The 26,657-nt window shown below is 46.2% G+C and carries 23 protein-coding genes; 12 read left to right on the top strand and 11 right to left on the bottom strand.

Going from position 1 to position 26,657, the window contains the following annotated elements:
• Nucleotides 1-5: 5 nt before the first annotated feature.
• From IE165_RS07185 to IE165_RS07165, 5 genes are all read right to left on the bottom strand, one after another.
• A complete protein-coding gene (locus tag IE165_RS07185; protein ID WP_189625921.1) occupies nt 6-404 on the bottom strand; it encodes an NUDIX hydrolase in 399 nt (132 codons plus the stop codon).
• Nucleotides 405-688: 284 nt separating this feature from the next.
• Nucleotides 689-1,486: a sulfite exporter TauE/SafE family protein gene (locus IE165_RS07180; RefSeq protein WP_189625920.1), complete on the bottom strand. Its 798-nt coding sequence runs from the start codon at nt 1,484-1,486 to the stop codon at nt 689-691.
• 60 nt (nt 1,487-1,546) lie between these two features.
• On the bottom strand, nt 1,547-2,170 hold the full coding sequence (locus tag IE165_RS07175; RefSeq protein WP_189625919.1) for a Crp/Fnr family transcriptional regulator: 624 nt from the start codon (nt 2,168-2,170) through the stop codon (nt 1,547-1,549).
• Nucleotides 2,171-2,313: 143 nt separating this feature from the next.
• Nucleotides 2,314-4,329 carry a BCCT family transporter gene (locus IE165_RS07170; RefSeq protein WP_189625918.1) on the bottom strand — a complete coding sequence of 672 codons (2,016 nt, stop codon included), beginning with the start codon at nt 4,327-4,329 and terminating at the stop codon, nt 2,314-2,316.
• A 21-nt stretch (nt 4,330-4,350) separates the two neighbouring features.
• A complete protein-coding gene (locus IE165_RS07165) occupies nt 4,351-5,214 on the bottom strand; it encodes a mechanosensitive ion channel family protein (protein ID WP_189625917.1) in 864 nt (287 codons plus the stop codon).
• A 364-nt stretch (nt 5,215-5,578) separates the two neighbouring features.
• Between IE165_RS07165 and IE165_RS07160 the strand changes: the two genes are divergently transcribed.
• A complete protein-coding gene (locus IE165_RS07160) occupies nt 5,579-7,024 on the top strand; it encodes an alanine/glycine:cation symporter family protein (RefSeq protein ID WP_189625916.1) in 1,446 nt (481 codons plus the stop codon).
• Between the two features lie 70 nt (nt 7,025-7,094).
• Here the strand turns inward: IE165_RS07160 and IE165_RS07155 are convergent, their stop codons facing one another.
• Nucleotides 7,095-7,967 (bottom strand): helix-turn-helix domain-containing protein, encoded by an 873-nt coding sequence (locus IE165_RS07155; protein ID WP_189625915.1) that lies wholly within the window; start codon nt 7,965-7,967, stop codon nt 7,095-7,097.
• A 271-nt stretch (nt 7,968-8,238) separates the two neighbouring features.
• Nucleotides 8,239-8,682 (bottom strand): hypothetical protein, encoded by a 444-nt coding sequence (locus IE165_RS07150; RefSeq protein ID WP_189625914.1) that lies wholly within the window; start codon nt 8,680-8,682, stop codon nt 8,239-8,241.
• Between the two features lie 510 nt (nt 8,683-9,192).
• On the opposite strand from IE165_RS07150, the gene IE165_RS07145 reads away from it, so the two are divergent.
• Entirely contained in the window at nt 9,193-9,339 is a 147-nt protein-coding gene (locus tag IE165_RS07145; protein WP_189625913.1) for a hypothetical protein, read from the top strand.
• On the opposite strand, the gene IE165_RS07140 is transcribed toward IE165_RS07145, so the two are convergent.
• Nucleotides 9,324-10,187: a mechanosensitive ion channel family protein gene (locus IE165_RS07140; protein ID WP_189625912.1), complete on the bottom strand. Its 864-nt coding sequence runs from the start codon at nt 10,185-10,187 to the stop codon at nt 9,324-9,326. The two genes, IE165_RS07145 and IE165_RS07140, sit on opposite strands and share 16 nt — an antisense overlap.
• Before the next feature lie 66 nt (nt 10,188-10,253).
• On the opposite strand from IE165_RS07140, the gene IE165_RS07135 reads away from it, so the two are divergent.
• From IE165_RS07135 to IE165_RS07110, 6 genes are all read left to right on the top strand, one after another.
• Nucleotides 10,254-11,426: a cysteine desulfurase family protein gene (locus IE165_RS07135; protein ID WP_189625911.1), complete on the top strand. Its 1,173-nt coding sequence runs from the start codon at nt 10,254-10,256 to the stop codon at nt 11,424-11,426.
• A gap of 93 nt (nt 11,427-11,519) precedes the next feature.
• The gene (locus tag IE165_RS07130; protein WP_189625910.1) at nt 11,520-11,846 is read left to right on the top strand and encodes a HesB/IscA family protein; all 327 of its coding nucleotides are present in this window, start codon (nt 11,520-11,522) and stop codon (nt 11,844-11,846) included.
• 176 nt (nt 11,847-12,022) lie between these two features.
• Nucleotides 12,023-13,027, top strand: coding sequence for an aspartate--ammonia ligase (gene asnA / locus IE165_RS07125; RefSeq protein ID WP_189625909.1), 1,005 nt, complete (start codon nt 12,023-12,025; stop codon nt 13,025-13,027).
• A 58-nt stretch (nt 13,028-13,085) separates the two neighbouring features.
• A complete protein-coding gene (locus IE165_RS07120; protein ID WP_189625908.1) occupies nt 13,086-13,514 on the top strand; it encodes a hypothetical protein in 429 nt (142 codons plus the stop codon).
• Between the two features lie 72 nt (nt 13,515-13,586).
• The gene (fabV, locus tag IE165_RS07115) at nt 13,587-14,786 is read left to right on the top strand and encodes an enoyl-ACP reductase FabV (protein ID WP_189625907.1); all 1,200 of its coding nucleotides are present in this window, start codon (nt 13,587-13,589) and stop codon (nt 14,784-14,786) included.
• Between the two features lie 104 nt (nt 14,787-14,890).
• Complete coding sequence (locus IE165_RS07110; RefSeq protein ID WP_189625906.1) at nt 14,891-16,549, top strand: PNGase F N-terminal domain-containing protein; 1,659 nt, start codon at nt 14,891-14,893, stop codon at nt 16,547-16,549.
• Nucleotides 16,550-17,371: 822 nt separating this feature from the next.
• Here the strand turns inward: IE165_RS07110 and IE165_RS07105 are convergent.
• The 3 genes from IE165_RS07105 to IE165_RS07095 form a co-directional block, all read right to left on the bottom strand.
• The gene (locus IE165_RS07105; protein WP_189625905.1) at nt 17,372-17,791 is read right to left on the bottom strand and encodes a DoxX family protein; all 420 of its coding nucleotides are present in this window, start codon (nt 17,789-17,791) and stop codon (nt 17,372-17,374) included.
• Between the two features lie 150 nt (nt 17,792-17,941).
• The gene (locus IE165_RS07100) at nt 17,942-18,415 is read right to left on the bottom strand and encodes a Dps family protein (protein ID WP_189625904.1); all 474 of its coding nucleotides are present in this window, start codon (nt 18,413-18,415) and stop codon (nt 17,942-17,944) included.
• Nucleotides 18,416-18,431: 16 nt separating this feature from the next.
• Nucleotides 18,432-19,388: an aldo/keto reductase gene (locus tag IE165_RS07095; RefSeq protein WP_189625903.1), complete on the bottom strand. Its 957-nt coding sequence runs from the start codon at nt 19,386-19,388 to the stop codon at nt 18,432-18,434.
• 124 nt (nt 19,389-19,512) lie between these two features.
• On the opposite strand from IE165_RS07095, the gene IE165_RS07090 reads away from it, so the two are divergent.
• The 4 genes from IE165_RS07090 (at nt 19,513) to IE165_RS07075 (ending at nt 26,352) form a co-directional block, all read left to right on the top strand.
• Nucleotides 19,513-21,198, top strand: a complete 1,686-nt coding sequence (locus tag IE165_RS07090) for a pseudouridine synthase (protein WP_189625902.1) — start codon at nt 19,513-19,515, stop codon at nt 21,196-21,198.
• A 162-nt stretch (nt 21,199-21,360) separates the two neighbouring features.
• The gene (locus tag IE165_RS07085) at nt 21,361-23,940 is read left to right on the top strand and encodes a DUF5686 and carboxypeptidase-like regulatory domain-containing protein (protein WP_189625901.1); all 2,580 of its coding nucleotides are present in this window, start codon (nt 21,361-21,363) and stop codon (nt 23,938-23,940) included.
• A 546-nt stretch (nt 23,941-24,486) separates the two neighbouring features.
• Nucleotides 24,487-24,843, top strand: coding sequence for a hypothetical protein (locus IE165_RS07080; protein WP_189625900.1), 357 nt, complete (start codon nt 24,487-24,489; stop codon nt 24,841-24,843).
• A 570-nt stretch (nt 24,844-25,413) separates the two neighbouring features.
• Entirely contained in the window at nt 25,414-26,352 is a 939-nt protein-coding gene (locus tag IE165_RS07075) for a TlpA family protein disulfide reductase (protein WP_189625899.1), read from the top strand.
• Nucleotides 26,353-26,657 lie beyond the last annotated feature (305 nt).

Here is a 26,657-nt window from a genome sequence, read left to right as displayed (position 1 = left end):
TAAGCTTAACCCAGCAATCCTTGCTGCTTTAAATGGTCAAAAATTAATTGATCCACTGCCGATACCGTTGCTCGATCGGCGTATGTAAGCCAACGCATTTCCGCTATTTCAGCGGCCTCCTGAAGCGTGCCGCTGTATGCTGCAGCATAGCAGATCATCTTGACTAAAACTCCTTCAGCATGACCGTGTGCCTGCGCCTCGAAGGTACCGATATAACGGATGGTCGCCGCATCGATCACGACACTCAACTCTTCGTAAACCTCGCGGATAAGCGCATCTTCATCTGTCTCTCCCTCCTCTCGCTTTCCGCCAGGAATATAATAGGTATCCTTCCCGTAACTCTTGGTAGACAAAATGGATTTATCCTTTATTTCTATCCAAGCGAGTTTATCTATGATTTTCATGTTTTACTAAACAAATCCAGTGGATACGCTCTTTCTCGTTGGATGTCACCTATTTCGACAATCCGCGGATCCATGTAGTGCATAACCAAAACTTTAGGTGAGGTGAACATCGTGGCCAAATTCCGCTGTCAACCCATATCGAGGTAAACATCGCACAGACGCTTCTTAATAACCTTAACCTGCTGTAAATTTAGTTAATTTTACTTGACATATAAAACGAAAAAATACGAAAAGAAAGCAAAACTTCAACTGCGTGACAACTACATTCTTGCTTTCTTTTCTTTCTAGTGGCACACTATTTCATGGATAAGTATATAAACGCCCACGAGCAGCACCATCCATCCGAAAGCCGGCTTCAGCCGATCCGATTTTAAGCGTGTAGAAAGATAAGTTCCGATCGGAATCCCGACCATAGCGGCCGCAGCAACTTTCAGCAGAAAGGGCCAGTCCACCAACAGATGAGGTACAGAAAATAAAAACCCTAGCAGCGAATTGGTAGCAATAACAACCAGCGAGCTGCCCACCGCAACCTTGATAGGCAATTTAACAAGTCTTACTAACGCCGGAATGAGAAGAAAACCGCCTCCCGCACCGATCAAACCGGTTATGGTGCCGATGAGAAATCCCTGCAGAAGGAGGCGATACCAACCGACATGCGACCTCGCCACGGTGATTTCACTCGGCCGTGCCTCTTTCTTCAGCATGCTGTACGCCGCCGCGATCAAGAGGAAAGCAAAGAGGAGCAGCAACAGCGTGTCCTTGGTCAGGAAATAGCTACGATAGCGAAATATTTCTTGGGGAATACCAGGCAAAATGTATGTTCTAGTCAGAAAAACAGCCGCAACGGCGGGCATACCAAACAGCATGGCTGTTTTCATATCGACCAGTTTTCTTCTAAAATAAGAAACTGAACCTACGGCGCTGGTGGTGCCGACGATAAAGAGCGAATAGGCCGTGGCGGATACGGCATCCAGACCAAATAAATAGACAAGCACCGGCACGGTGAGCATACTGCCGCCACCACCAATAAGTCCGAGCGATACGCCAATCAAAATAGACGCTACATAAGCTGCTGTAACCATACATATCTGCGTTAATACAACAAATCTGCATCAATCCCCAGACTTATACAGTTACATTGGTTACATAAGGGTGATTTTATTTCGTCCTAGTTTTACCTTACCCATTTCTTCCAACTGCTTGAGCAGTCGGGATACCACGACGCGCGCCGTTCCGAGTTCGTTTGCCAACTGCTCGTGTGTCATGTGCAAGATATTACTACCGGTCAATGCCTGCTTTTTGTGCAGCAACGTCAACATCCGTTCATCTACCTTTCGGAAGGTAACAGCATGGATGATCTCTAGGAGCTCTTCAAAACGTTTGTGGTATAAACGAAAAATATAGTCCAACCATTGCGGGTGTTCCCGGATGAATAGCGTCACCTTGTCCATTGGAAGGAAAAGGATTTCGGCGTCCTCCTCCACCTCCGCTTTCACTTTGCTTGTCTCGTTGTGCATACCGCCCAAAAATGACATAATGCAGCTCTCCCCCGCCTGGATATAATACAGCAAAAGTTCCCGACCGTCTTCTTCCGACCGGATAACTTTTAGCGCTCCCTTCGTCACGATGGGAATGGACCGGATAGATGCATTTTCATGCAGAATAATGTCGCCCGCTTCATATTTCTTCCGTAGGCTATGTGCATACAGTTTACGTAGCAACTCCGGAGACGACTGTAATTCTTTTAGCTCTTCTGATTGTTCCATGGGCAAATAGCTTGCGTTTTTTAGACGAAACAAAGGTACAGCAATCCTCCCGGAAGATAAAACTTGCACCCACCAACTCGCCCCAGAAGAAGATGAAATGCATGGGTCGACCTAAGCACGTCGCAGCCATCCACTATCATAGGCTATGCGAGCGTGTCATTTCGGTTGCTGCTCACAAACATTTCGTTTTTCTCTTCCGTAATGATCTCTAAAAAACGCTCGTAATGCTTCAGCACGTCGCTAATCAACTCTTTTTGGGTAAAATACTGTACATCGTAACCACTTCGGGAATCACCAAAATATGACTTTGGAAAATACGTTTTCTTATCTTCCACATCCGGAAGATTTTCTTCCTCTAGCACATATTCCGAAATTAGCTTCAATTGGCATTTGACCCCATATTTAAAGTTGTTCAGCACATCGTGTTTGATTTCTATTTCCATCTTGGAATGGCCACCGAAATCATTGATAAAAGCGGTAATATCATTTTTCGCAAATTCACGCTGCAGGTCCAAGAATGCGTCCTTCACGGTTGTCTGGATAAACTCTTCCACCGAGGAGCGTTTTTTGAAGGACACAATTTGCTGCAGTCTGTTTTGCCAGTTGTCGCCCGACCATGGGACGGTCGTTACGGAGAAATCCGTCGCGTAATAGTTCCGGTCTATGGTAAGCGCCTTTAACAAGCTGATCCCGAATAGTACCATCAATATCGAAAACGGCAAAGCCGTTATCAAGGTCATGGTTTGCAAAGCTTGCAGTCCGCCGGCGTTCAGTAGAATAAGTGCCAAGGAGGCCAATAGTGCTCCCCAAAAAACCATTTGCCATTTCGGATTGGATGCTGCATTTCGGCTAGCGATGCTGTTCATAACCAATATCCCGGAGTCGGCAGAAGTTACAAAAAAGATGATGATGATGGCGATCACCATATAGCTGGAAACCGTAGATAAAGGGAGGTACTCCAAAAACCGGAACATCAGCGCGTCCGGATCGCCAACCAACGCACCCAAGGCGCCTTTTGCCACCGTAAAGTCCAGCCATATTGCGCTATTACCAAAAACCGACATCCAGATAAAATTGAAAATCGTCGGTATGATCAGTACCGCCGCGACAAATTCACGTATGGTACGACCTTTTGAGATCTTTGCAATAAACAAACCCACATAAGGCGACCAAGAAATCCACCAAGCCCAATACAATATCGTCCAACTGTAAAACCAAGGTAGGGTTTGCTCCTCATAGACGTGCGTGCCAAAAGTCAGGTTAAAAAAACTGCTGATGTAATTCCCTATCCCTTCGGTGAAACTACCGATCAGGTAAACCGTCGGCCCAAGAAAAAGCACGAACAGCAGCAATACAAGTACGGCTACGATGTTGATATTGCTGAGCAGTTTCACCCCTTTATCCACCCCCGTCATAGCCGATATGACCGAAAGCGATACCAACAGCCCCACGATCAAGATCTGATAGCCAATATGGGTATCCGGTACGATCCCCAACAACTTTAGTCCAGAATTGATCTGCACGACCCCAAACCCCAAGGTGGTCGTGATGCCGAAAAACGTACTGCATAGGGCAAATACATCGACCGCATTGCCCAGCGGACCATTGATCTTATTTTTCAATAGCGGATAAAAGCAGCTTCTGAGCGAAAGCGGCAGCCGGTAGCGGTATGCGAAGTAAGAAAGTGCCAAGCCCACCATACCATATATGGCCCACGCATGGATTCCCCAATGGAAGAACGTATACAGCTGCGCATTCTTGGCCCTATTCACGTAGTGATCGGCATCAAACACATCGGTTGTATAATGCTGCATCGGCTCTGCCACACTAAAATACATCAGTCCTATTCCCATACCCGCTGCAAACAACATCGATATCCAAGAAAAGAACGAATATTCGGGCTTACTGTCATTGGCCCCCAGTTTGATCTTGCCGAAACTCCCAAACATCAGGTATATCAGAAAGAACACAAAGAGCGTCACCGTCCATATATAAACCCAATTGAGGTTGACAAAGATAAACTGCTTGACCCGATCGAGGATCAAACCGGATAGATCCGGAAATGCCGCAGATATGAGGCATACCGTCAGAATAAAAATCAGACTTGGGATGATGATCCCTTTTTTATATGAGGTCTGGAAGTTTAGGTGTTTTAGCATGTTTTAACTTTATGGGACAGGCTAGATAGATGTCGCTTGTCCATCCGATTTGATATGGACATCGCGCTGCGGAAAAGGAATCTCGATACCGGCCTGCTCCAGTGCCAGCTTACACTCGATGATCAGCTCTTCCTGCATGGTCCAAAAGTTGTCGTTAGAGGTCGTCACCCGCACCGAAAGATTGATTGCACTATCCCCTAATTCGGTCACGGCCACCTGCGGAGCGGGCTCGATGAATGCAAACTGGTTTTGTGCAATAACACCATAAAGGATTTCTTTAGCTTGCTTGAGGTCTGCCGAATAGGAAACACCGATATCAAACCATGTTCTGCGGGTTCCCATCTGGGTATAGTTGGTGATGCTGGAATTGGAAAGCTGTCCATTGGGCACGACGACAAGCTGGTTTTGCGGTGTGGTAAGCTTGGTATTGAATATATCAATCTCCCGCACCGTACCCGACACGCCGGAACTCGCTGCAATGTAGTCGCCAACGCGAAAAGGCTTAAGCAACAAAATCAGGATACCTCCTGCAAAATTGGCAAGCGAGCCTTGCAGCGCCAAACCAATGGCAAGGCCGGCGGCACCGATCATCGCCACAAAAGCCGACGTCTGCACGCCAAGTTGGGTGACCACAACAATAAACAGCAAGATATTCAATGCCCAGGAAACCAAGTTCAGCAGAAAGCGATGCAAGGAAGGCTCCATCTGCCGGCGGGTAAAGGCCTTATCCACAATCCGCTTGGCCACACGGATCAGCCATGCGCCAACCAAATAGATCAGTATGGCAGATACGACCGCCGTTATGGCACGCGGCGCCCAAGCAATGGCCGCTGTAATAAAATTGTTCCAATGGTCTTCAACATGTTGTAAATTGAGATCGTTCATGCGCAATATAATTAGAGATGAATGTATGTACGGCACTTTAAGAAGCAACAAACTTTAACGAATATTGTTTAAAGTTAGCACGAAGAAATGCAGACCGCAGCCCTTCCCACGCTGCTGCTAACGGTATGATCGGAAAGTTGCCGGCATCACTCCGCCAACCCCCGCGCCTAGTTTATGCTGCAAACTTATGAAACACGGCGAAGTAATCAAAATGTACCCCGCGAAATGCTATTCGCAAGGTCAAAATCTGCTCCCAGGACAAGAAAGACTTGATTTCAAAAAGAATGCATGTGTTTTTAGCGGGTCTTATGGGATGAAAGATATATTTCCCTATTTTAGCGGCACTTAAACTAAAAACTAGAATATGATTGATCTAATCGATTACGTTTATAATATCATTTGGAGTGACGCACTGGTTTATCTATGTCTTTTAACGGGAATATACTTTACTATCCGCTTCAAATTACCTCAAATTACGCAGCTAAAGGAAATGTGCAGGCTTTTATTTAATGGAGGAAGTTCTGACAAGGGAATTTCATCTTTCCAGGCCTTTGCGCTAGCCATCTCCGGAAGGGTTGGGACAGGCAATATCGCCGGGGTCGCCACGGCGATCGCCATGGGCGGCCCCGGAGCGGTCTTTTGGATGTGGATCATTGCCTTTCTCGGCAGCTCCTCTGCTATTGTAGAAGCCACACTCGGCCAAATGTACAAGGAGGTTCGTGATGGCCAATATCGTGGCGGACCGGCATTCTACATTGAGAAGGGATTGCGATCGAAAGCTTTTGCTTGGCTTTTTGCTATCGTAACGGTTGTCAGCACCGGCTTTTTGCTGCCCGGTGTGCAAAGTAACAGTATCAGTACCGCGGCGAGCGCATCGTTTAATCTGCCCGCACCGGCAGTGGGTGTTTTTCTCGCCGTTCTGTTGGCCGTTATTGTTTTTGGTGGCGTGAAACGGATCAGCAGAGTAGCCGAGCTGGTGGTTCCTTTTATGGCAGGGGCATATATCCTGATGTCGGTGGTCATCATCGCCATCAACTACCGGGCAATACCCGATGTGGTATCATTGATCGTTCGAAGTGGGTTGAGCCTCGATGCCGCTTTTGGCGGAATAGTCGGCATGGCCATCTCCTGGGGGGTAAAAAGGGGCATCTACAGCAATGAAGCCGGGCAGGGAACGGCGCCGCACGCCGCCGCCGCCGCCGAGGTGTCGCACCCCATAAAACAGGGACTTGTACAGGGTTTCTCGGTGTACGTCGACACGTTGTTTGTCTGCACCGCCACCGCCTTTATGATCTTATTTACCGGTCAGTACAATGTGATGGATGCTGATGGGGGCTACCTTGTTGAAAATTTAAAAGGGGTGGAAATCGGCCCGCAGTATACGCAGCTGGCAGTGTCGCACCATTTCCCCTATCTAGGTGGGATCTTTGTAGCGGTAGCATTATTTTTCTTTGCGTTTACCACCATCATGGCCTACTATTACATCGCCGAGACCAACGTCAGCTACCTGATGCGTAATGGGAAGGGCAAGATTTTTCTTTGGATACTTCGGCTGGCTATACTCGTGTCGGTATATATCGGTTCCGTAACGACCGCAGAACTCGCCTGGAAGCTGGGTGACATCGGTGTGGGCATCATGGCCTGGCTGAATATGGTCGCCATCATCCTGCTGCACCAACGGGTACTGCGATTATATCGCCACTACAACGAACAACGAAAACAGGCCATCGACCCTGTATTTGTTAATTCAGATGTGGATTCTTTTGGTATGGAAGAGTGGAACTCGGCAAAGCCCAACGAGCTATCCTAAGGAAGCTTGGTCGCAGTCACGGCAAAAAACTGCAGCAGATCGTGGCTTCCGCCAATAGTCTTTCTGCCGTTTAGATCAGGGAAATACGGTACTCCAACGGTGTTTCCTTGGTTCTTTTTTTGAAGAGCCTGTTCAGCATTTGCGGTTCAGAAAATCCAATGGCCTGCGCAATCTCGGCCACCGACAGTTCGGTGTTACCCAGCATCTTTTTAGCTTGGTAGACGATCTCCTCTTCCACGCGGTCTTGCGCTGTACGCCCGTGCAGTGCTTTGGATATATCGCTTAGGTAATATTTCGTGACACCCAGCGAACGCGCAAACTTATCGACGGAAGGAAGTTCCGAACCGGGATCGCGCCTGTCTTCCAATGACTGCTTCGATAACGTTGTAAATCGCCTATCGATATCGCTGATCGCCGTATTCCGACCGTTGAAAAATGTGCGATAGGCCCGCCCCGTCAGGGAAAGAAGCAGATCGACATACGTGTAGAGAATGTGATAGCTTTCGTCCGATGCCGCTCGTACACACTCGTTCGAGATAAGCGTGAAAATGGTACCGATGCTAGCTGCGTCTTCTTTTCCATATACCATGCTTTCGGCCACCGCGTAATGTATAAATCCTAAATCCTTAAACTTTGCCCGCAGGTTGAAACCACTAAAATACTTAAGATCCACCATCAAATAGACGCCCGTTGATACGCGCTGTCGAATCTCCTCGAATCGATCATCGTTCTTTTTCAGGAAAAACAGGCTGTCACCATCCACATCTTTCCGCTTACCAAAAAGCAGCATATAATGTCCATCGCCAAGAAGCTCGGCCGCCTGCGCGATAAAATGATTTACATCTGTAAACTCACCTGTTCGGCAGGCCACTGTGCTTGTTTTACTCTCCTGCTTAACCGTACCGTTATCCTGCTGCATATTTTGTTCGCTCGTGCCGTTCATAAACTTTTGTCTCTATACAATAAAACGACCTGACGTGCGTATCGTTTTTACAATTCGGATATTTTATGGGCTGCTGTTAGGTAGATTTCTTTGCTACCTAGCCTATCCCTTCCGTCAGCAGCTGCTCGTTGTCGCGGCAAGCCTGCTTGACCTTCCTATTTTTAAAGCTTAGCTTTCAGCATCTTGATCTCTTTTTTCATAGCTTCGTTGTCTTTGTTCAGCTGGATCATGTACAAGGTCATCTCTTCCATTTTCCGTACCAGTATTTTATTCATTTCACCCAACGAAAGGCCATTTTCTTCCACATCTGCAGCCTTTGGCATTTCGGGCAAGTGGCCGTTTGTATGAATAAACTGTTCAATTTCCGGTAATGATGGGAGCTGAAAGTCTGGGCTTCGCCCATTGCCGCCAAACACGATATTTCGGCAAATGAAAGCGCCCCATACACACGTGATTCGTTAACATCTTCATTTGATTGGTCCATAGCTTCATGTGATTGGTTCACATCTCCACCTGATTCGTTAACATCTTCATTTGATTGGTCCATAGCTTCATGTGATTGGTTCACATCTCCACCTGATTGGTTCACATCTTCATGTGATTGGTTCACATCTTCATGTGATTGGTCCACATCTTCACGTGATTGGTCAGCATCTTCACGTGATTGGTCTGCATCTTCATGTGATTCGTTATCATCTTCATTTGATTGGTTCACATCTTCATGTGATTGGTCTACATTTTCATATGAATGTTTCACATCTTCATGTGAATACTTAGCAACTTCATATGACAAAACTGACCTGTTGTTAAGAGCAGGTAAGGATTCCTCCGCAAGCAGGGGGCTCTTTTGCGCTCTTACCAACAAAAGTTGCTACCCAAAAAGAACCGCAAATAGCGGTAACACCTAGAAATTAGTTCTTGTAAAAATATATCGATTAGTCGACCAAATGATCATACAAGAACCAATGGCGGAAAATATTTATACAACTTATTGAAGCACCTTATACTAAAATTCAAACAAAGAAAAAACACAAACGCAACATATCGAAAATTATCACATTAGCATAACACCATTGGCGATCGGGTCCCCGTCAGTTTTTTATGCCTATGCCTAACAGCATACAGAATTAAATCACTAACATGTATACCCATACCTTGTCTATCCCGATAAAAAACCTTCTTCGCTACCAATTGTTATCCTTTTAGGAACCCAAGCACGAAGCATATGAAAAAAGCATTTTTTAAATTGTTAAACAAGATCAACAAAGCCGCATTGCCAAAACTTTCGGACAAAGATCCGGCGACGCTCAGCAAATGGCAACAGGGTATACTGGCCTACCGCTACTATGTACTCACTCAATCGCTAGATTGATCTTTCTTCGGCAAGCTCGTGAGGATCGTGCCATCCGATTTGATATGCATTTCCGTTTGCGGATAAGGAATGGAAATCCCCCTTTCGTCCAAGGCCAGTTTGATGCGTTCTTGCAACTCGTTATGAGTTGCCCAAAACTGCTCTTTGTTTACCCATCCCCGGATAGTCAGGTTTACCGAGCTATCCGCCAGTTCGCTGACAAAAATCTCCGGTTTCGGGTTGATCAGGATGCGGGAATCCGATTCGATTATTCCCATTATCGTATCTTTCGCGTCCTTGATATGATCATCGTAGGAAATACCGATGATAAACTGAAAACGTCTGGAAACAATCTTCGTGAAGTTCTTGATCACCGAGTTGGCCAAGGTGCCATTCGGACTGAATACTTTAATGCCGTCGCCACTGACAAGGGTGGTATACAGGATATCGATACGATCCACCGTCCCTTCTGATCCGTTGTTGCTGGAAATATAATCGCCCACTTCGAAAGGGCGAAACATCAAGATCAGCACGCCGCCGGCGAAGTTCGATAGACTTCCCTGTAAGGCTAAGCCCACCGCTAGGCCGAAGGCCGAAAGTGCAGCAATGAAAGAGGTGGTCTGTATCCCCATCGTGTTGGCAACCGTTAGAAAAAGTAAGCAGTATAACGAGAACTTGATCAAACTGCTCAAGAAACTTCGGATGGAACGATCGACATCGCGCCTTTCAAAACGACGTTCGATAAGCCGCAGTGTCAACCCGATCAAATACCGACCAACCACCAAGATGACCAGTGCCATGGCAATTGCAGGAAGTTTTAGGATGACCATATCCACCAATTTCTCGATACTACTTTCAAATTTTTCCATAAAACAAAAATAAAATAATCTGGCAGATCTAGGCAGTTTTTAGCAATTTTAGCCTATCTTTAAAGTATGTCTTGGATATATTTGGATAACAACGCCACCAGTAAAATCGATCCAGCGGTACTGGAGAGCATGCTCCCTTACTTACAAGAATCTTACGGCAATGCGTCGAGTGTACAACATCGGATGGGGCGTGAAGCAAACCAAGCAATCGAAGTTGCGCGCCAACAGGTAGCAAACAAATTATCCTGCAGAACAAACGAAATATTTTTCGTCTCCGGCGCCACAGAAGGCATCAACATGGTGCTGCGGGGTGTGGCGGAAGCCTACCGGAGAAAAGGCCAGCATATCATTACCTGCCGCACCGAACACAAAGCCGTGCTGAGTACCTGCGCCATTTTGGAAAAGCGCGGCGTAGAGATTACCTACCTACCGGTGGATGAGCACGGGCAGATAGACTTGCAGTTGCTGGAAGACAGCATACGAGCCGACACCATCCTAGTATCGATTATGGCGGCCAACAACGAGTCGGGCGTTATCCATCCCGTCGACGAGATTGCCGCACTGTGCCGACGTAAAGACGTGCTTTATTTCTGCGACGCCACCCAATATGTGGGCAAGCAAGACCTCAACCTGGAAACGACGCCCATCGATATCCTGACATTTAGCGCACACAAGTTTCACGGACCAAAGGGTGTGGGCATATTGTATATTCGCCGGAAGAGTAAACCCATACAGATTCCAGCCTTGATCAGCGGAGGCAAACAGGAACAGGGACTGCGGGGCGGCACACTCCAAGTAGCAAATATCGTAGGCTGCGGTAAAGCATTGGACATCGCGAAACAACAGCCCCACATCCGAAACTACCGCGACTTGCTGGAACGGGAAGTTTTAGCGCGCATACCGCAGACCTTTGTGCACGGCTCGAAAGCCAAGCGTCTAGACAACACCAGCTTTATCGCTTTCCGACATATTAAATCTGCCGAACTGATGACAAGCCTACCCGATGTGGCGCTATCCACCGGTTCGGCTTGCGCTTCCGGGCTCTTGGATCCGTCGCACGTGCTGAAAGCCATGCAGGTGTCTGACGAGGATGCCTTTAGCAGCGTGCGCTTTAGCCTGAGCAAGTTTACCGAACAGAGCGAAATCAGCAGCGCCATCGATGAATTGGTGCACACCGTCGAACAGATACGCACGTTATCCCCGGTATGGAAACTATTTAAAGATGGGCTGATCGATTAGTTTTTTTACACTAGGATAACCCAATAGGCTTGCAACTACAGCTGATATTAACGTATTTTGTATGGTGGCAATACAACTTAACAAATTGAAGATATGGTAACGATCACAGATAAGGCAAAGCAACGCATAGCGCAAATTATGCAGGACGAGCAATACGATAGCAATTACTTCGTACGTGTGGCCGTTGAGAGCGGCGGATGTTCGGGTCTTTCGTACAAACTGAATTTCGATAACGAAGAAAAAAAGGGCGATCAATTTTGCGAAGATAAGGGCGTAAAAATATGCTTGGACATTAAGTCCTATTTGTACCTTGCCGGCACAGAGCTCGATTATTCCGATGGCCTGGGCGGAAAGGGGTTTGAATTTCACAATCCGAACGCGAGCCGTACTTGTGCCTGTGGCGAAAGTTTTTCGGTATAAGGTTAACGCCAAAAACATTTACGCAAGAAAGGTCCTCTCGAAAAGACAGGGCCTTTTTCTATAAATAGCCAACAATAATCCCAATAAACTTAATAATTTCATTACATTTACGTCTTAATTTTACAAAAATAACAATCAGACGAACCAACTGATTGTCTTATGTTGAGGATAACACTATGGGACGTAATTTATTGAAAACGGAGCAAGCGATCACGTTTGTCAAGGAAACCTTTTCGCATAAACTAAAAGAAACATTAAACCTAATACCGGTATCATCGCCGTTGGTGGTGTTGGACGGCACGGGTATCAACGACGACCTCAATGGCATTGAGCGGCCTGTTGCATTTCCGATTAAATCGTTGAACGAGCAACGCGCCGTGGTGGTGCACTCGCTCGCCAAGTGGAAACGCGTTCGTCTGCAGGAATTGGAAATCGAAAAAGGAGAAGGCATTTTGACCGATATGCGGGCATTACGACCCGACGAGGATTACACGCCTATACACTCCATTTACGTCGATCAATGGGATTGGGAAAAGCATATTGATGCCGCTGACCGTACGTTGGCCTACCTGAAGGAAACGGTGCTACAGATTTATCAAGCGCTATATGCCACAGAACAAGAAGTTGCGCAAAAATACCCCGAAATAGCGGCCGTATTACCGCCGGAAATCCATTTTGTTTCTGCGGAAGAACTGCTTCTTACCTACCCCGATTTAACACCCAAGGAGCGTGAACATGCCATTGCCAAAGCTTATGGCGCCGTGTTTATCCACGGCATCGGGGGCGTGCTGAGCAACGGTTTTCCACACGACGGCCGAGCAGCTGATTACGACGATTGGAGTACGGATAACGAGACCGGTTATAAAGGCCTTAACGGCGATATTGTGGTATGGAATCCGATCCTGCACGCAGCTTTTGAGTTGTCGTCGATGGGTATCCGTGTCAACAAAGCTGCCCTGTTGCACCAGCTGCAGGTGCGTAATAGCAGCGACCGCGCGGCGCTCTCCTTCCATCGGATGCTGTTGGACGACAAGCTGCCGGAATCCATTGGCGGAGGCATTGGGCAGTCGCGCGTGTGCATGTTCATGCTAAAGAAAGCTCATATAGGCGAGGTACAGGTAAGCATCTGGAACGAAGAGCAAAGACGCCTCTTGGCCACACAGGCCGTTCATCTGCTCTAAAACTATTTCGTGCAAACAAAACAGGTAGCCTTTCGTTTATACAACGAAAGGTTTTTTTATGAAACAGATAACGCTATATCTCTCGGCAGCCATGCTTCTGCTCGCGGGGGCCTGCCACAATCCCGAGTCTGCAACGACCATCACGACAAAACAAGACAGCACATCCTTGGAACGCCTGGATGAAGCGGTTAAAAATAGCAGTCCGATTATTTTTGAGCGCCGCAAAATCGCTCAGCAAAAGGATACGTTGACATTTGCTTTGGATCATCCTGCCCGGGTACATATCCGTCTGCAGACGGTTGAAGGTACAGGTAATATACGGATCAACCAGCTCTTTATGCCGGATGGCAAAGCGGATGGCCCCTTCGGGAAAACGTTTGACGATAGCTTGGCGCAGACCGGCAACTACCGCTTGGTTATCAGCGAAAGCCTGATGCAGGAAAATCCATATACCGGCGACTACACCGTAACGATCGAACTGAAATAACCGGAGATGTTCTGATTATTCTATTAAATTTAGTTAATTTGCGTCTTCAATTGGAATAGATAGAAAAATAATATGATCATACAACCACGTGTAAGAGGTTTTATCTGCTTGACGTCACACCCTGAAGGTACGGCAGAACATGTTAAACAACAGATAGACTACGTAAAGTCAAAAGGCGAGATCAAAGATGGTCCCAAAAAAGTTTTGGTAATTGGTGCGTCGACGGGTTTCGGTCTAGCTTCACGCATTACAGCTGCCTTCGGTTCCCAGGCAGCGACTATCGGGGTGTTCTTTGAAAAGCCTGCGGCGCCAGGCAAACCCGGAACAGCAGGTTGGTACAACAGCGCCGCTTTTGAACAGCAAGCTACGGAAGCGGGCTTGTACGCAAAAAGCATCAATGGCGACGCATTCTCCGATGAGGTGAAGAAACAGGCCATTGAGTTGATCAAGAAAGACCTCGGACAGGTAGACCTCGTGGTCTATTCTCTAGCCTCTCCACGCCGTACACACCCCAAAACAGGTGTGGCCCATGCTTCGGTGTTAAAGCCGATCGGACAGCCGTTCACCAATAAAACCGTAGATTTTCATTCGGGTGTCATATCCGATATCTCCATCCAGCCCGTAGAAAGCGAAGACGATATCAATAATACCGTTGCCGTCATGGGTGGCGAAGATTGGAAATTTTGGATCGAAGAACTAAAGGCTGCCAATGTGCTGGCCGAAGGTGTAAAAACGGTCGCCTATTCGTACATAGGCCCTGAGCTTACGTACCCGATCTACCGCAACGGAACCATTGGAAAAGCGAAAGATGACTTAGAAGGTACTGTGCCATTCCTGAATGAGCTCTTGAAAGACTTACACGGTATCAGTTATGTTTCGGTGAACAAGGCTTTGGTTACCCAATCCAGTTCGGCTATACCAGTTGTTCCCCTTTATATCTCCTTGCTCTACAAAGTAATGAAAGAAAAAGGCATACATGAAGGAACGATAGAGCAGATGCAACGTCTTTTCGCAGAACGTCTATACAGCGGATCAGCCCCTGCACTGGACGAAAAAGGCAGAATTCGCGTTGACGATTTGGAAATGCGTGAAGATGTACAAGCTGAAGTAGCCGCATTGTGGGAACAGGCGACAACGGAAAACTTGGAAGAAATCTCCGACATTGCCGGATACCGCAACGACTTCTTCAACCTATTTGGCTTTAATTTGGATGAAGTCGATTACGAGGCTGAAACGAATGAAGTTGTGCGCGTACCGAGTATAACCGAATAATTTATTTTTTATATAAAGCGACGAGGCAGTAGAAATTTCTACTGCCTTTTTTTTATTTTTGGCGGGAAGAAGCGTATTTACAGCGTTAATAACAGACAATCAGTATGAGAAAATTCCTCCTTTCGCTTTCCCTTTTATTGACAACAATGGGACTCTTTGCACAAGCCTACAAAATTACCTACCAACGCAGCTATAACGATAAGGTTACCCCGAACGAAGATCCGCTCTTGGTATTTACCAATGCCGAGCAAACGGTGATCACCTCCGAGAAAGCCACGCAGTCCAGCGCGCGCTATCCTTATGAAACGTTCTTTGTAGACCGCAAGCAGCCTTCAGCCTACTACCGCCTCACAAATTTCTCCGCGGACAACGAGCTTGCGACATTAGACAGCGCCATATTAAACCGCAATACCTTGGCCCTGACCGACGAGACCAAGAAGATCTTGGGCTACACCTGTAAGAAAGCAACCACATCCGTTAACTCCAACAGCATCGAGATTTGGTATACCAACGACCTGAAGGTGAAGGGTGCACCGAACGAACTGGGACAAAATTTGGGACTGGTGCTGGAATATGTGCGCAATGGCAATTCAAAAATTACCGCGACCAAGCTGGAAAAAATACCACATATCCCCAGCAATGTCGCATTCCGCCAATTTGGAAAAACGGTGGATGCCCTCACCTATCAAGACGAAGTATGGAAAAGTAGGTTCATACGGATCCCCGTGTTTCAAAACGAGCAGATCAACTTCTCCGATCAAGCAAAATCAGATAGCATTTTGCGCTTCGCCAGCGGGACGGTCATTCTCAAGAAAGTTAAAATCCCCAAGCTCGACAAAGGTAGCCAGGCTTTTGTACAGCTGATCGAAAAATCCAACGGGGATGCTTACGACCGGACAGGCTCGGTATTCCTGATTGCGGAAGATCAAGCGCAAAGCTTTTTGGATGGCATGCAAAAAGGTATGCAAACGCTTCCGCTGTACAGCAACGGTGATGGCGAAAACTATCCCGGCATGGCGCGCACCGAAGGTTTCTCGCCCATTTATGAACTGATGCGTTTTTTTACGCCCTTTGGTGTTTCACACTTCAACGATCGCTTGACGCTGAAGGGCAAAACCTGGCAAGACTCGGTTATCTATCGACAGGATATATCTGACTTTTTGCGCGTGATGGACGGCAAAGAGGTATATATTGGCACCTATATCGGCAACTACGACAAAGGTGGTCACCACGTGAGCGTGGAATTGACCATACACCCCGGCAATTCGAAAACCGATTACCCGAACGTGATGTCTGTTTTCAATACGACCAACGTCATGGAAATGGGCGGACAGCCTTACGCGCGTTTCTTCCGTGAGGAAAAAGGATTAGAAGTATCGTTTGTGCTACCCAATGATGCCGAGAATGTACAGCTACGCTATATCACCACGGGACATGGCGGCTGGGGAAATGGGGATGAGTTTGTGCCCAAGGAAAATAGCATCTACCTCGATGGGACGCTAGCCTTTCGCTTTACACCTTGGCGTACTGACTGCGGATCTTACAGGCTCTACAATCCCGTGTCCGGAAACTTCCAAAACGGTCTTTCCTCTTCCGATCTCAGTCGGTCAAACTGGTGCCCCGGGACCATCACCACACCTACTTACATTAATTTAGGAGATTTGAAATCCGGTAAGCATACCATCCGGGTGCAAATTCCGCAAGGCGAACCAGAAGGGAGCAGTTTCAGTTTTTGGAATGTTTCTGGGGCGTTGATGTATTAGGTATTACGTAATGGGTAGTGCGTAGTGCGATAAGGGTAGCGGTAAATCTTAAGATTACCGCTACCAAGCGTCACTTCGTCACTATATCACCTTATCACTAATTTCACTATCCTTCCCTCCACCCATTTCCGCCGTTCGCCACGGCAGGGCAGCACTTTTGAAGGCCAAAAGTGCTCAAAACCCTTCGTCTCCTTTTAGGTGCTTTGTCGCACAGGGCGGCCCCGCACAAAGCAAAATCTCATCACTGCTATCGGTATAGCTACTGCCTAATATTAACACGAACGTCGCCTTATTTTTGTTGCGTCTGTAGACATTTGCCCCTGCACTACCCAATTAGGATGCAACAAAAATTCGCGACAGGGTTTTGGATACTTTTGCCCCACAAAAGTATCGCCCCCGTCCCGGGCTTAGGGACGAACCGGTCCCTGAAAGGGACAAAAAGTATTACTCCGGCGTAGCCGTAAACCTTTGCCCCACAAAAGTATCGCCCCCGTCCCGGGCTTAGGGACGAACCGGTCCCTGAAAGGGACAAAAAGTATTACTCCGGCGTAGCCGTAAACCTTTGCCCACAAAAGTATCGCCTCCGTCCCGGGCTTAGGGACGAACCGGTCCCTGAAAGGGACAAAAAGTATTACTCCGGCGTAGCCGTAAACCTTTGCCCCACACAAGTATCGCCCCCGTCCCGGGCTTAGGGACAAAAAAGTATTGGGTATTGAGTATAGCGTAATGCGATAAAGGGAGCGATAAATGCTGAGATTACCACCATCAATCGTCATTATGTCACCTTATCACGTTGTCACCTCATCACTATATCTCAACAACTTAACGCCCGCGTTTAAACAACAGATAATCTAAACTAAACTTGCCTGGCCCGAGCAAGAAAATAGCCAGGTATCCCAAAAGGAAAGCGCTGCCTAGCTCGTGCTTGCCAAAGAACGCCCATTGGTGTACCGATAGAATGACCAAGGCCGTGATCAGCAAAGGTATGGTGGCCAAACGTGTGAAAAGCCCCAAAATTAAAAAAAGCGAACAAAAAAACTCCGCGAAGATCGTCAAGCTCAACGATATGGTACTCCCTAAACCCAAAAAATCCATAAACTGTCCTTTTCGCTCACCAAACTCGACCAATTTGACATAGCCGTGGTGGGGAATCATCAGTGCACCGAAGCCGACACGAAGAATGAACGCAGCTAAGTTCGATGTGGCAGTCCCTTTTGGAACAGAAAGAAAAAATTTCTTCATGGTTGTTAAAAGTTATCTACAACAAATATAACAGAAATACCCGTTTATCAATAAAAATATCCGCGATAGATCACCACCCTGGATCATAACAATAAGCTGCAGACTCGGGGGAAACACCAAGCCTGCAGCGTAAAATCATCTTCGTGCCCCCTAGCGCAAGTGGGCACGAAGCATCCAAGCCGTCTTCTCGTGCTGCTCGATAATGCCCACCAAGAAATCTTCCGTTCCGGCATCCTTGTGTGTATCACCAACAAGATCGATCTGCTCGCGGAGGGAGACGATAATCGACTCAAAGTCGGTCAACAACTCTTTGATATACCCTTGGCTGTCGTTCTTGTTGTGTCGCATTTCCGACAGCTGTGTCAGCGCCAAAAATTCCTTCATGGTTCCTACGGCGTAATGTCCTATTGCGCGGACCCGTTCGGCGATCTCATCAATCGTTTCGCCCAGTTGGTCGTAAATACCTTCAAAAAACAAATGTTGCGCATGAAAGTCAGAACCTTCCACGTTCCAGTGTGCATTGCGTGTTTTGACGTACAGCACATGCTCATCGGCTAGCAACTTATTTAATATCGCGGCCACAGCCTGCGTATCTTTCTCTTTAATACCAATGCTTGTTTTCATATTACTTTAAATAAAATTAATAACCACTAGCTTCGTCCAGCAAAATCAATTCCTCTTTGGCAAAGGTTAACCCTACGGCATCCAAAAACGGTTGCAGGTGCAATTCCTTGGTAGCACTCGCGATAGGTGCCACCACCGTCGGCTGCTGCAATAGCCAAGCAAGCGCCACTGCCGATGGCGTGCTGTCGTGTTGCTCCGCCACATGCTGCAGTGCCGTCACGATTTTCTGACCACGCTCGTTCCAATACTGCTCCTTCACCCCCTGTCCGCGTGCCGATTTACCAAAATCATCCTCGCTTTGGTATTTCCCAGTCAGGAAACCACTAGCGAGTGAAAAGTAGGGAATGACCGACAACTCGTATGCCTGCGCGATGTCGCGATAGTTTGTCTCGAACCCTTCGCGCGAGTACAGATTGTACTCCGGCTGCAGCGTCCTGTAGGTGGGTAAATCCAAGTTGCGACTGGTATCTAACGAATCCCGAAGCCGATCCGGAGCCAGGTTGGAGGCGCCAATGTAGCGCACTTTTCCTGTTTTGACCAGTTCTTCGTAAGCGCGAAGCGTCTCCTCTACCGGTGTTTCTTCCTGGTCAAAATGCGTTTGGTACAGGTCGATGTAGTCTGTCTGCAGACGTTTCAGCGACAGCTCCACCTGCTCGATGATATGCTGCCGTGTGGTATTTGGCGTTGCGCTACCTGCAAACGCGCCGCCAACTTTTGTCATCAGCACCACCCGCTCCCGATTGGCTCTCGATTTTGTCCAAGCACCCAATATCTTCTCGGACTCGCCTCCCTGATTTCCCGGCACCCAGTATGAATATTGGTTGGCGGTGTCAATGGCGTTGAAACCACGATCCACAAAAGCATCTAAAATAGCAAATGAACCTTTTTCGTCTAATGTCCATCCAAAAACGTTGCCTCCGAAAATAATCGGCGCAATCGCAAGCTGGGTATTTTTTAATGTTATTTTTTCCATGTATACGTTCATTTTGTTCTAAGACAAGTTACGCTTTTTACCGTTTTTCAGGAAAAGCGCTGCTCCATAATATTGTCATAAATCCGGATAAATTTTTAATTTTGTCCCGCAACAAAGTACCCAGATGGCAACAACAAGCGTCCCTTTCTTACACCCATTCCAATCGGAAGTCTCTCATTTGACCAAACCGGTACGCTTTACCTTTCCGTTTAGCTATGAGCCCGATCCGCTGAGCCAGTTGGCCGTAAGCGAGCTACAGCACTATCTGGAAACACAAGAAGATTTCGTGCACAACTTCGGTTTGCAGGCCATGGAAGGGCTGGTTATTGGGAAGATGTTCGGCGTGCTGGTGGTCGAAACCAAAGATGGACAACTTGGCTATCTAGCCGCTGTATCGGGCAAGCTAGCCAATAGCAATACACACCAATACTTTGTACCTCCGGTTTTTGATATGCTAAGCAAGGACAGTTTCTTTTTGCAGGAAGAAGAACAGATTAATGCCTTGAACAGCAAAATCGAGCAACTGACGAAAGACACAACGCTCCCGCAGTTGGAGACAGATCTTGCCGACTTACAGCAGCAGGCGCAAACCGCCTTGTCCGAATTTCGCCAACACATGAAAAGAGAAAAGGCGGGCCGCAAAGAAAAGCGTAAGCAAGGGAAAGAGCAACTCGATGAAGCGGCCTATCTACTGCTGGAAGAAGACCTTATCAAACAAAGCTACCGCGACCAGCACGAATACGACGTTTTGAAGGCTGGCTGGAAAAACACCGTGCAGGCCATGCAACAGCAGCTGGTGGATCGGCAGCAAGCGATCGAGCGCTTGCGAAACGAGCGTAAGTCGCGCTCTGCCGCGCTACAGCGCCGCCTGTTCGACCAATACCAGTTTCTGAATGCTGCCGGCGAACAACGCAGTGTGTTGTCCATCTTTGCAGACAGCAAACAACTTACACCACCTGCCGGAGCAGGAGAATGCGCGGCGCCAAAGCTGCTCCAATATGCCTACCAACAGAACTTAAAGCCCATAGCTATGGCTGAATTTTGGTGGGGAGCATCGCCTGCATCGGAGGTGCGCAAACATAAAAATTACTACCCGGCCTGCAAAAGCAAATGCGAGCCTATTTTGTCGCATATGCTCGAAGGCCTATCCGTGGATCCCAACCCACTATTGGAAAACCCGGCCTTCGGTAAGGACTTGGAGATTATTTACCAAGATGATGACATCGTCGTAGCTAACAAACCGGCGGAATTCCTCTCCGTGCCTGGCATTCATATACAGGACTCGGTATATAGCCGTATCCTCAGCATAATACCCGATATATCCGGTCCGGTGATCATCCACCGGTTAGACATGTCTACTTCAGGTATACTGATTTTAGCAAAAAATAAGGAAGCCCATCGATGTATCCAGGATCAATTCATACGGCATACCGTGATCAAGCGTTATACTGCCCTACTCGACGGCGAGCTTCCGCTGAAAGAGGGAGAGATCGATTTGCCCTTGCGGGTAGACCTTGACGACCGACCTCGGCAAGTGGTGTGCTATGATTATGGCAAGCCTGCTCGCACCCGCTACCGCCTGTTGAAACATGAGGAAGGCAAAACACGCGTTCACTTTTTTCCGTTGACAGGCCGCACCCATCAGTTGCGTGTACATGCCGCCCACCACTTGGGGCTCCACTGCCCCATAGTCGGTGATGATCTTTATGGCACCCGACATGAACGTTTACATCTCCATGCTGGATACATCCAATTTGAACACCCTACGAGCCGCGAAATCGTGCGTTTCCACGTTCCCGATCCCTTTTGATTGTAACGGAAAAAACAGAATCATCAGAACAACGTCACATTAACCTCGCGACCGAATATTCCCTTTTAAAATCATTTAAACAATCGCTACTTTTGTTCGACTTCCTAAAGAGCTGACTTTAATAGTTCAAAAGTCAACTCGATAGTTTCAAATTTATACGTTATGTTTACAAGATATATAAGGGTGGCCGTTCGGTATGTCAGTTTGTTAACTGCCCTACTTACTCTTCCGTTTTTTTCCATTGCGCAAAGTATCCATATTAAAGGTCGGGTTATCGATGTCACCAATAAACAGGCTATAGGTTACGCCACGGTGGCTGCTTTGGGATCAACCACTGCTGCTGCTACTGACGATAACGGGAACTTTGCCCTGCGCATAGAACCTGGATTTTCGAAGGTCAGGGTTTCTTATGTTGGCTACGAACCGCAGGATCTGTCCATAAGCAGTGATGCCTACCAAGAACTTACTATCTATCTCGTTCCAGAGGAAAATACGCTCGAGGCCGTCCAAATTAATGCGCCCAGGCGTTCCAAATACTCCAACAAAAACAATCCGGCTGTAGAATTGATTCGTCAGGTAATTGCGCATAAAGATGAAAACCGTTTGGAGGCTTACGATTATGTCGAATACCAGCAATATGAGAAGATATCGCTTGGTCTAAGCAACTTATCGGAGAAATTTAAAAATCGGAAGGTGTTTAAGAACTACCAATTCCTTTTTGAACAGGAAGATGCCGAAGAGGGTACCGCAAAAGGTTATACCCTACCGGCGTATATTGAAGAGCGTCTTTCCCAGATTTACTCCCGTAAAAAGCCCAATAACAGCAAGCAGTTGATCTTGGCCGAACAGCGCGCACAGTTCGATCCCAAATTCATTGACAACAATGGTATGAGCGCTTACTTCAATAAACTGTATCAGGATATCGATATCTATGACAGCAACATCGAGTTGGTCACCAACCAGTTCCTAAGTCCAATTTCCGGTGCTTCGCCAACATTTTATAAATTCTACATCACCGATACGATCAAAACGGAGACCCCTTACTTGGTCGAGTTGAGCTTTTTTCCGCGCAATAAAGCGGACCTGCTCTTCCAAGGGAAGCTCTATATCACGCTGGATGGTCGCTATGCCGTAAAACATGCCGAGCTAAGCGTTGCCAATGACATTAACCTGAACTTTGTGCGCGACTTGGACGCAAAACTGGATTACGAACGCCATAGCAACAACCGCTACTACTTAAAAACCAGCTCGCTGGGATTGGATTTTTCGTTAACAGACAAGGGTACCGGTATCAAAGGAAACCGTACGGTGGTTTACGAGGATTTCAAAACGGGTCTCGTCAAACCAGATAGTACCTATGCAGGTCCGGCAGTGGTGAAGGTTTTTGAACAGCAGCGAGCGCCTATTGCGGAGGATTATTGGCTCACGCATCGCCCAGTGCCTTTGCAATCCAACGAACAAAATATCTACCGCAATATAGACACTCTGCAGCTGATGCCTTCTTTTCAGCGTTTTCTGGATATCAGTGCATTGGTGCTCTCGGGCTATAAGCAGTTGGGGCCGATCGAAGTTGGTCCGGTAAATACCTTCTACAGCTTCAATCCCGTGGAGGGCTTTCGCCTGCGACTCGGAGGCCGCACCACCGACCGGCTGAGCAAACGTTTTTATGCAGAAGGATACACGGCATATGGCTTCAAGGATGAGAAATGGAAATATTTCCTAAGCGCTACCTATGCCTTAAACAACAAATCGGTATACACCTTCCCGCAACACTACCTCCGTGCCTCGGTGATGCGCGATACCAAAATACCCGGACAGAACCTCGAATTTGTACAGGAAGACAATTTCCTACTTTCCTTCAAACGGGGCGAAAACGAGCGCTATCTCTACAATGATATCTATCGATTGGAGTATAAACGTGAATTTGCCAATAACCTATCCTACGTATTGGGGTTCTCCAAATGGAAGCAACAGCCCGCAGGTATCCTGACCTACCAGATGTTTGATGAAAACGGAAACAACCGATTATTCAACGAACTGAACACGACAGAGCTATCACTCAGCCTGCGCTATGCGCCACACGAAGAATACTATCAAGGTAAATTGTATCGCACGCCGATTTTCAACAAGTACCCCATCTTTTATTTCAACTATGTAGCTGGAATAAAGGATGTGCTGGATGGGGAGTACAACTACCATAATTTTACGCTGGGCGCCGACAAGCGTTTCTATTTTTCCCAGTTGGGCTATGCGGATGTGAATGTAGAGGGCAACTACATACTGGGCGAAAACATCCCTTTCCCATTCCTAAACATCCACCGCGCCAACCAAACCTATGCCTATCAGTTACGCTCCTATAACCTCATGAACTTCCTAGAGTTTGTGAGCGACCATTCCGTATCGGCGAACATCCAGTATTACATGAACGGATTTATCCTGAATAAGGTGCCCTTGATCAAGAAGCTCAAATGGCGCGAGGTGTTCAGCATGAAAGCCATCTACGGCGGACTCCGCAATGAAAACAATCCAGCTTACACCAACAATGTCTTCCAATTTCAAAAAAATGACAATGGTGAGCCGATCACCTACGGATTTGGCAGCAAACCCTACATCGAGGCCAGCGTAGGATTAACAAATATCTTTAAGTTCATTCGCGTCGACTATGTACGTCGATTGAATTACCTCGATCAGCCGGATGCCCCTAAGCACGGTATCCGCGTGCGGGTAAAATTTGACTTTTAATCGTTTTGGAATAGCTAAAAACATTCCCTTCACATGGCAATGCAAACAAATGATTGTTTTTCGCCTTCTTTACGAGTTTTAAAAATTGGTGAGAAGGTCGATCTTTCCATCATTTGGGTATGACGATCCCCAACATGCAAGCCTAAACTGGTAAAGGCGGACTACTCCATTTGATGGACGGACTTGATGTTATCACGGCACTCCTCGGCTGCAGATGATTCGAGCAATTAATAGTCAAAATTAGGCCCTCTACCTATTAACGTCTTTTGAAATTATTTTATAATCGTGCTTGTCAATTTACAACCATCTTTATTTGATAAAAAATTAATGTTAAAACAACAATTAATATTAATGTAACAGCAAGAATTTCGCAAAACATTCCTAAACCGACAAATAATGAGTCTTTTTTGGTTAGATATTTTTTAAACAAACGTTTGCGTTAAAATATTATCTCCTAATTATTTCTATTTATTTATATTTGGTTAGTAATAATCAAGCTGGCAAATATTCCTTTATGATGTTCAGTGCTATGAAAATATAACCCTAATGAAACTACTCGGTCAAAACTATATCGATTTGGAAGGAAACCTGTTGCATATTTGCCAACTGATTCTTCATGCTTCGGACATCAAACACACTCGACTTAATCTATCCAGGGCGATAGAAAAACATCTAGACCCCATTTCCTTAGTCGCGGTGCAGGACGTTTTGAAAGACTATGGCGTGGAAAGTGCCGGCGTCAGGCTAGGTGAATACGCATACGAGGATTTTGAAACACCCTTTGTTTGCGCGCTACAGCGTAAGCACTGGCCGAATGCGGCATTAACACTCGTTACGGAAATGGGTAAGCAGGATATCAGTTTCTGGGATCCGGAAAAGAGACGACAGGAAATTGTATATTGAAATCCCTTACCAATAAATTTTATGTACATATCTAAAATGTTTTCGGCGTATTTATCGTTAACCATGATCTTCTTTTTTTGTGGCAAACTTGCCTTCGCCCAATCGCTTCAATCTGGTAACACGAATTTATATGTAAAAATCTCGGGCTCATGTGATAGTGTCCATAATCTTAATTACGCCCATCTATCATCGCTCTTTGAAAACGATGTGCCGGCAAGATTTACTGTGGTCAACGATAGTATATTACATTTTTCCAAGTTTATATTGGGACAATCATACTTTTATTTCTTTTACAGGAATAAATACCATCTTATCCTCCTTAGTCCTAACAAAACAACCACCCTAAACTTTGAGCATATTGATTGTGACAAATACAACGTAAAGTTTGATGGAGAATATGAACATCTTTTTCGTCAGTCGGAAGCTTACGGCGAACTTATTAAAAATGTCCTCTTCGGATACGGATCTCCAAAAGATCCCAATCCGCTGTCAACGAGGACAAGATTTCAGAGTGCAAACGATTTTAGAGACAGTAAATTGAGGGAGTTCGACGATCGAATTGCTTATGCTATGGAAAAAATGAAACCCCTTACTGTTGGCCGTCCTTTGCAAAATAAACTATCCATGTTCATGAAGGCGGATTTAATAAATAAATACGATAGTTTGTTTGTTAGATACAATAGAAATAATGATCTCGACTCCTTATTAAATAGCGCATTGATTCCGAAAAGAGATATTTCATATTATGAAAAGCTCTTGGATTTAAATAATTCGGAACATGATATCCTAATGTTTTTTGATCCCACATTTTTAAAAGCGATCCGAGGAGATTTGCTTTTAAACTTGCCGGATTTGATCAATAATCCAGCAGATTTATACGTAGGAAAGCTTCGAAAATTGTTGCCTGGACAAAAGGATTTATTCTATGAAATAATCCTAACAGGTGCATTTATAGACCAAATAAATCAAGGAATACCTTTGTCAGAAAATCAGAAAACAAGCGTGAATAGCTATTTTAAAAATACGGGAATTGCCAATTACCTTCAGTATCGCAATGCGTTGCTCTCAGATTTTTCCAAATCCTTCGGTAGATACTATCTTCCTAACGATTCCTCAAAAAATGATGTGTTAAAGGAGCTTTTATCAAAGTATAAAGGTAAGGTTGTAATCGCTGATTTTTGGGCTACTTGGTGTGGACCATGTATTGATGCTTTTGATAAAATTAGGGAAGTGAAGGCCCGATATGCATCTTCTGATGATGTGGTATTTATTTACTTGACAGACGAATCTTCGGATCGATCTCGCTGGGAAGGCTACACTGATATAATTGCTGGAGAACATTACTACTTATATAAAACACAAATGAATGCTATTTATACAAAATTCAATATCGAATCGATACCTAGCTATCTTCTTTTCGATAAAAATGGCAGTTTGAGTCATCAAAGTATTGGAGGTTACATGGGTAACAAAAAACTGATTGAGTGGATTGAAACTGCTCGAAAGTAAAGCTAATAAAATCGTCTTTTGAGACATACTATTTTTTGTCGTTATTATTTTTTTTCTAACGCTAAATTTTAGTGAAAATTGACGCGTTTATTAAAGCACCAATTAAAAGATGTTTTAGGAGGACAGACACAACAAACTACTGGGATTGGTGTCGTGAGTTGCGAATGTGGGGACGGCAGAGGTACCGTATTGGCATGCGATGAGTTGGACTACGAGTCGTGTCTATCTCTTTTGCAGTAGCTTTTGCAATCCGTAGTAATTAGTGTGAGGATTGTTCGAAAAGTTGTTACCTAACCAGCTCGCTG

The sequence above is a fragment of the Sphingobacterium griseoflavum genome (assembly GCF_014653155.1).
GTDB lineage: Bacteria > Bacteroidota > Bacteroidia > Sphingobacteriales > Sphingobacteriaceae > Sphingobacterium > Sphingobacterium griseoflavum.
The sequence above is the reverse complement of the archived record's forward strand: the minus strand, read 5'-3'. Positions and strand labels throughout refer to the sequence as shown.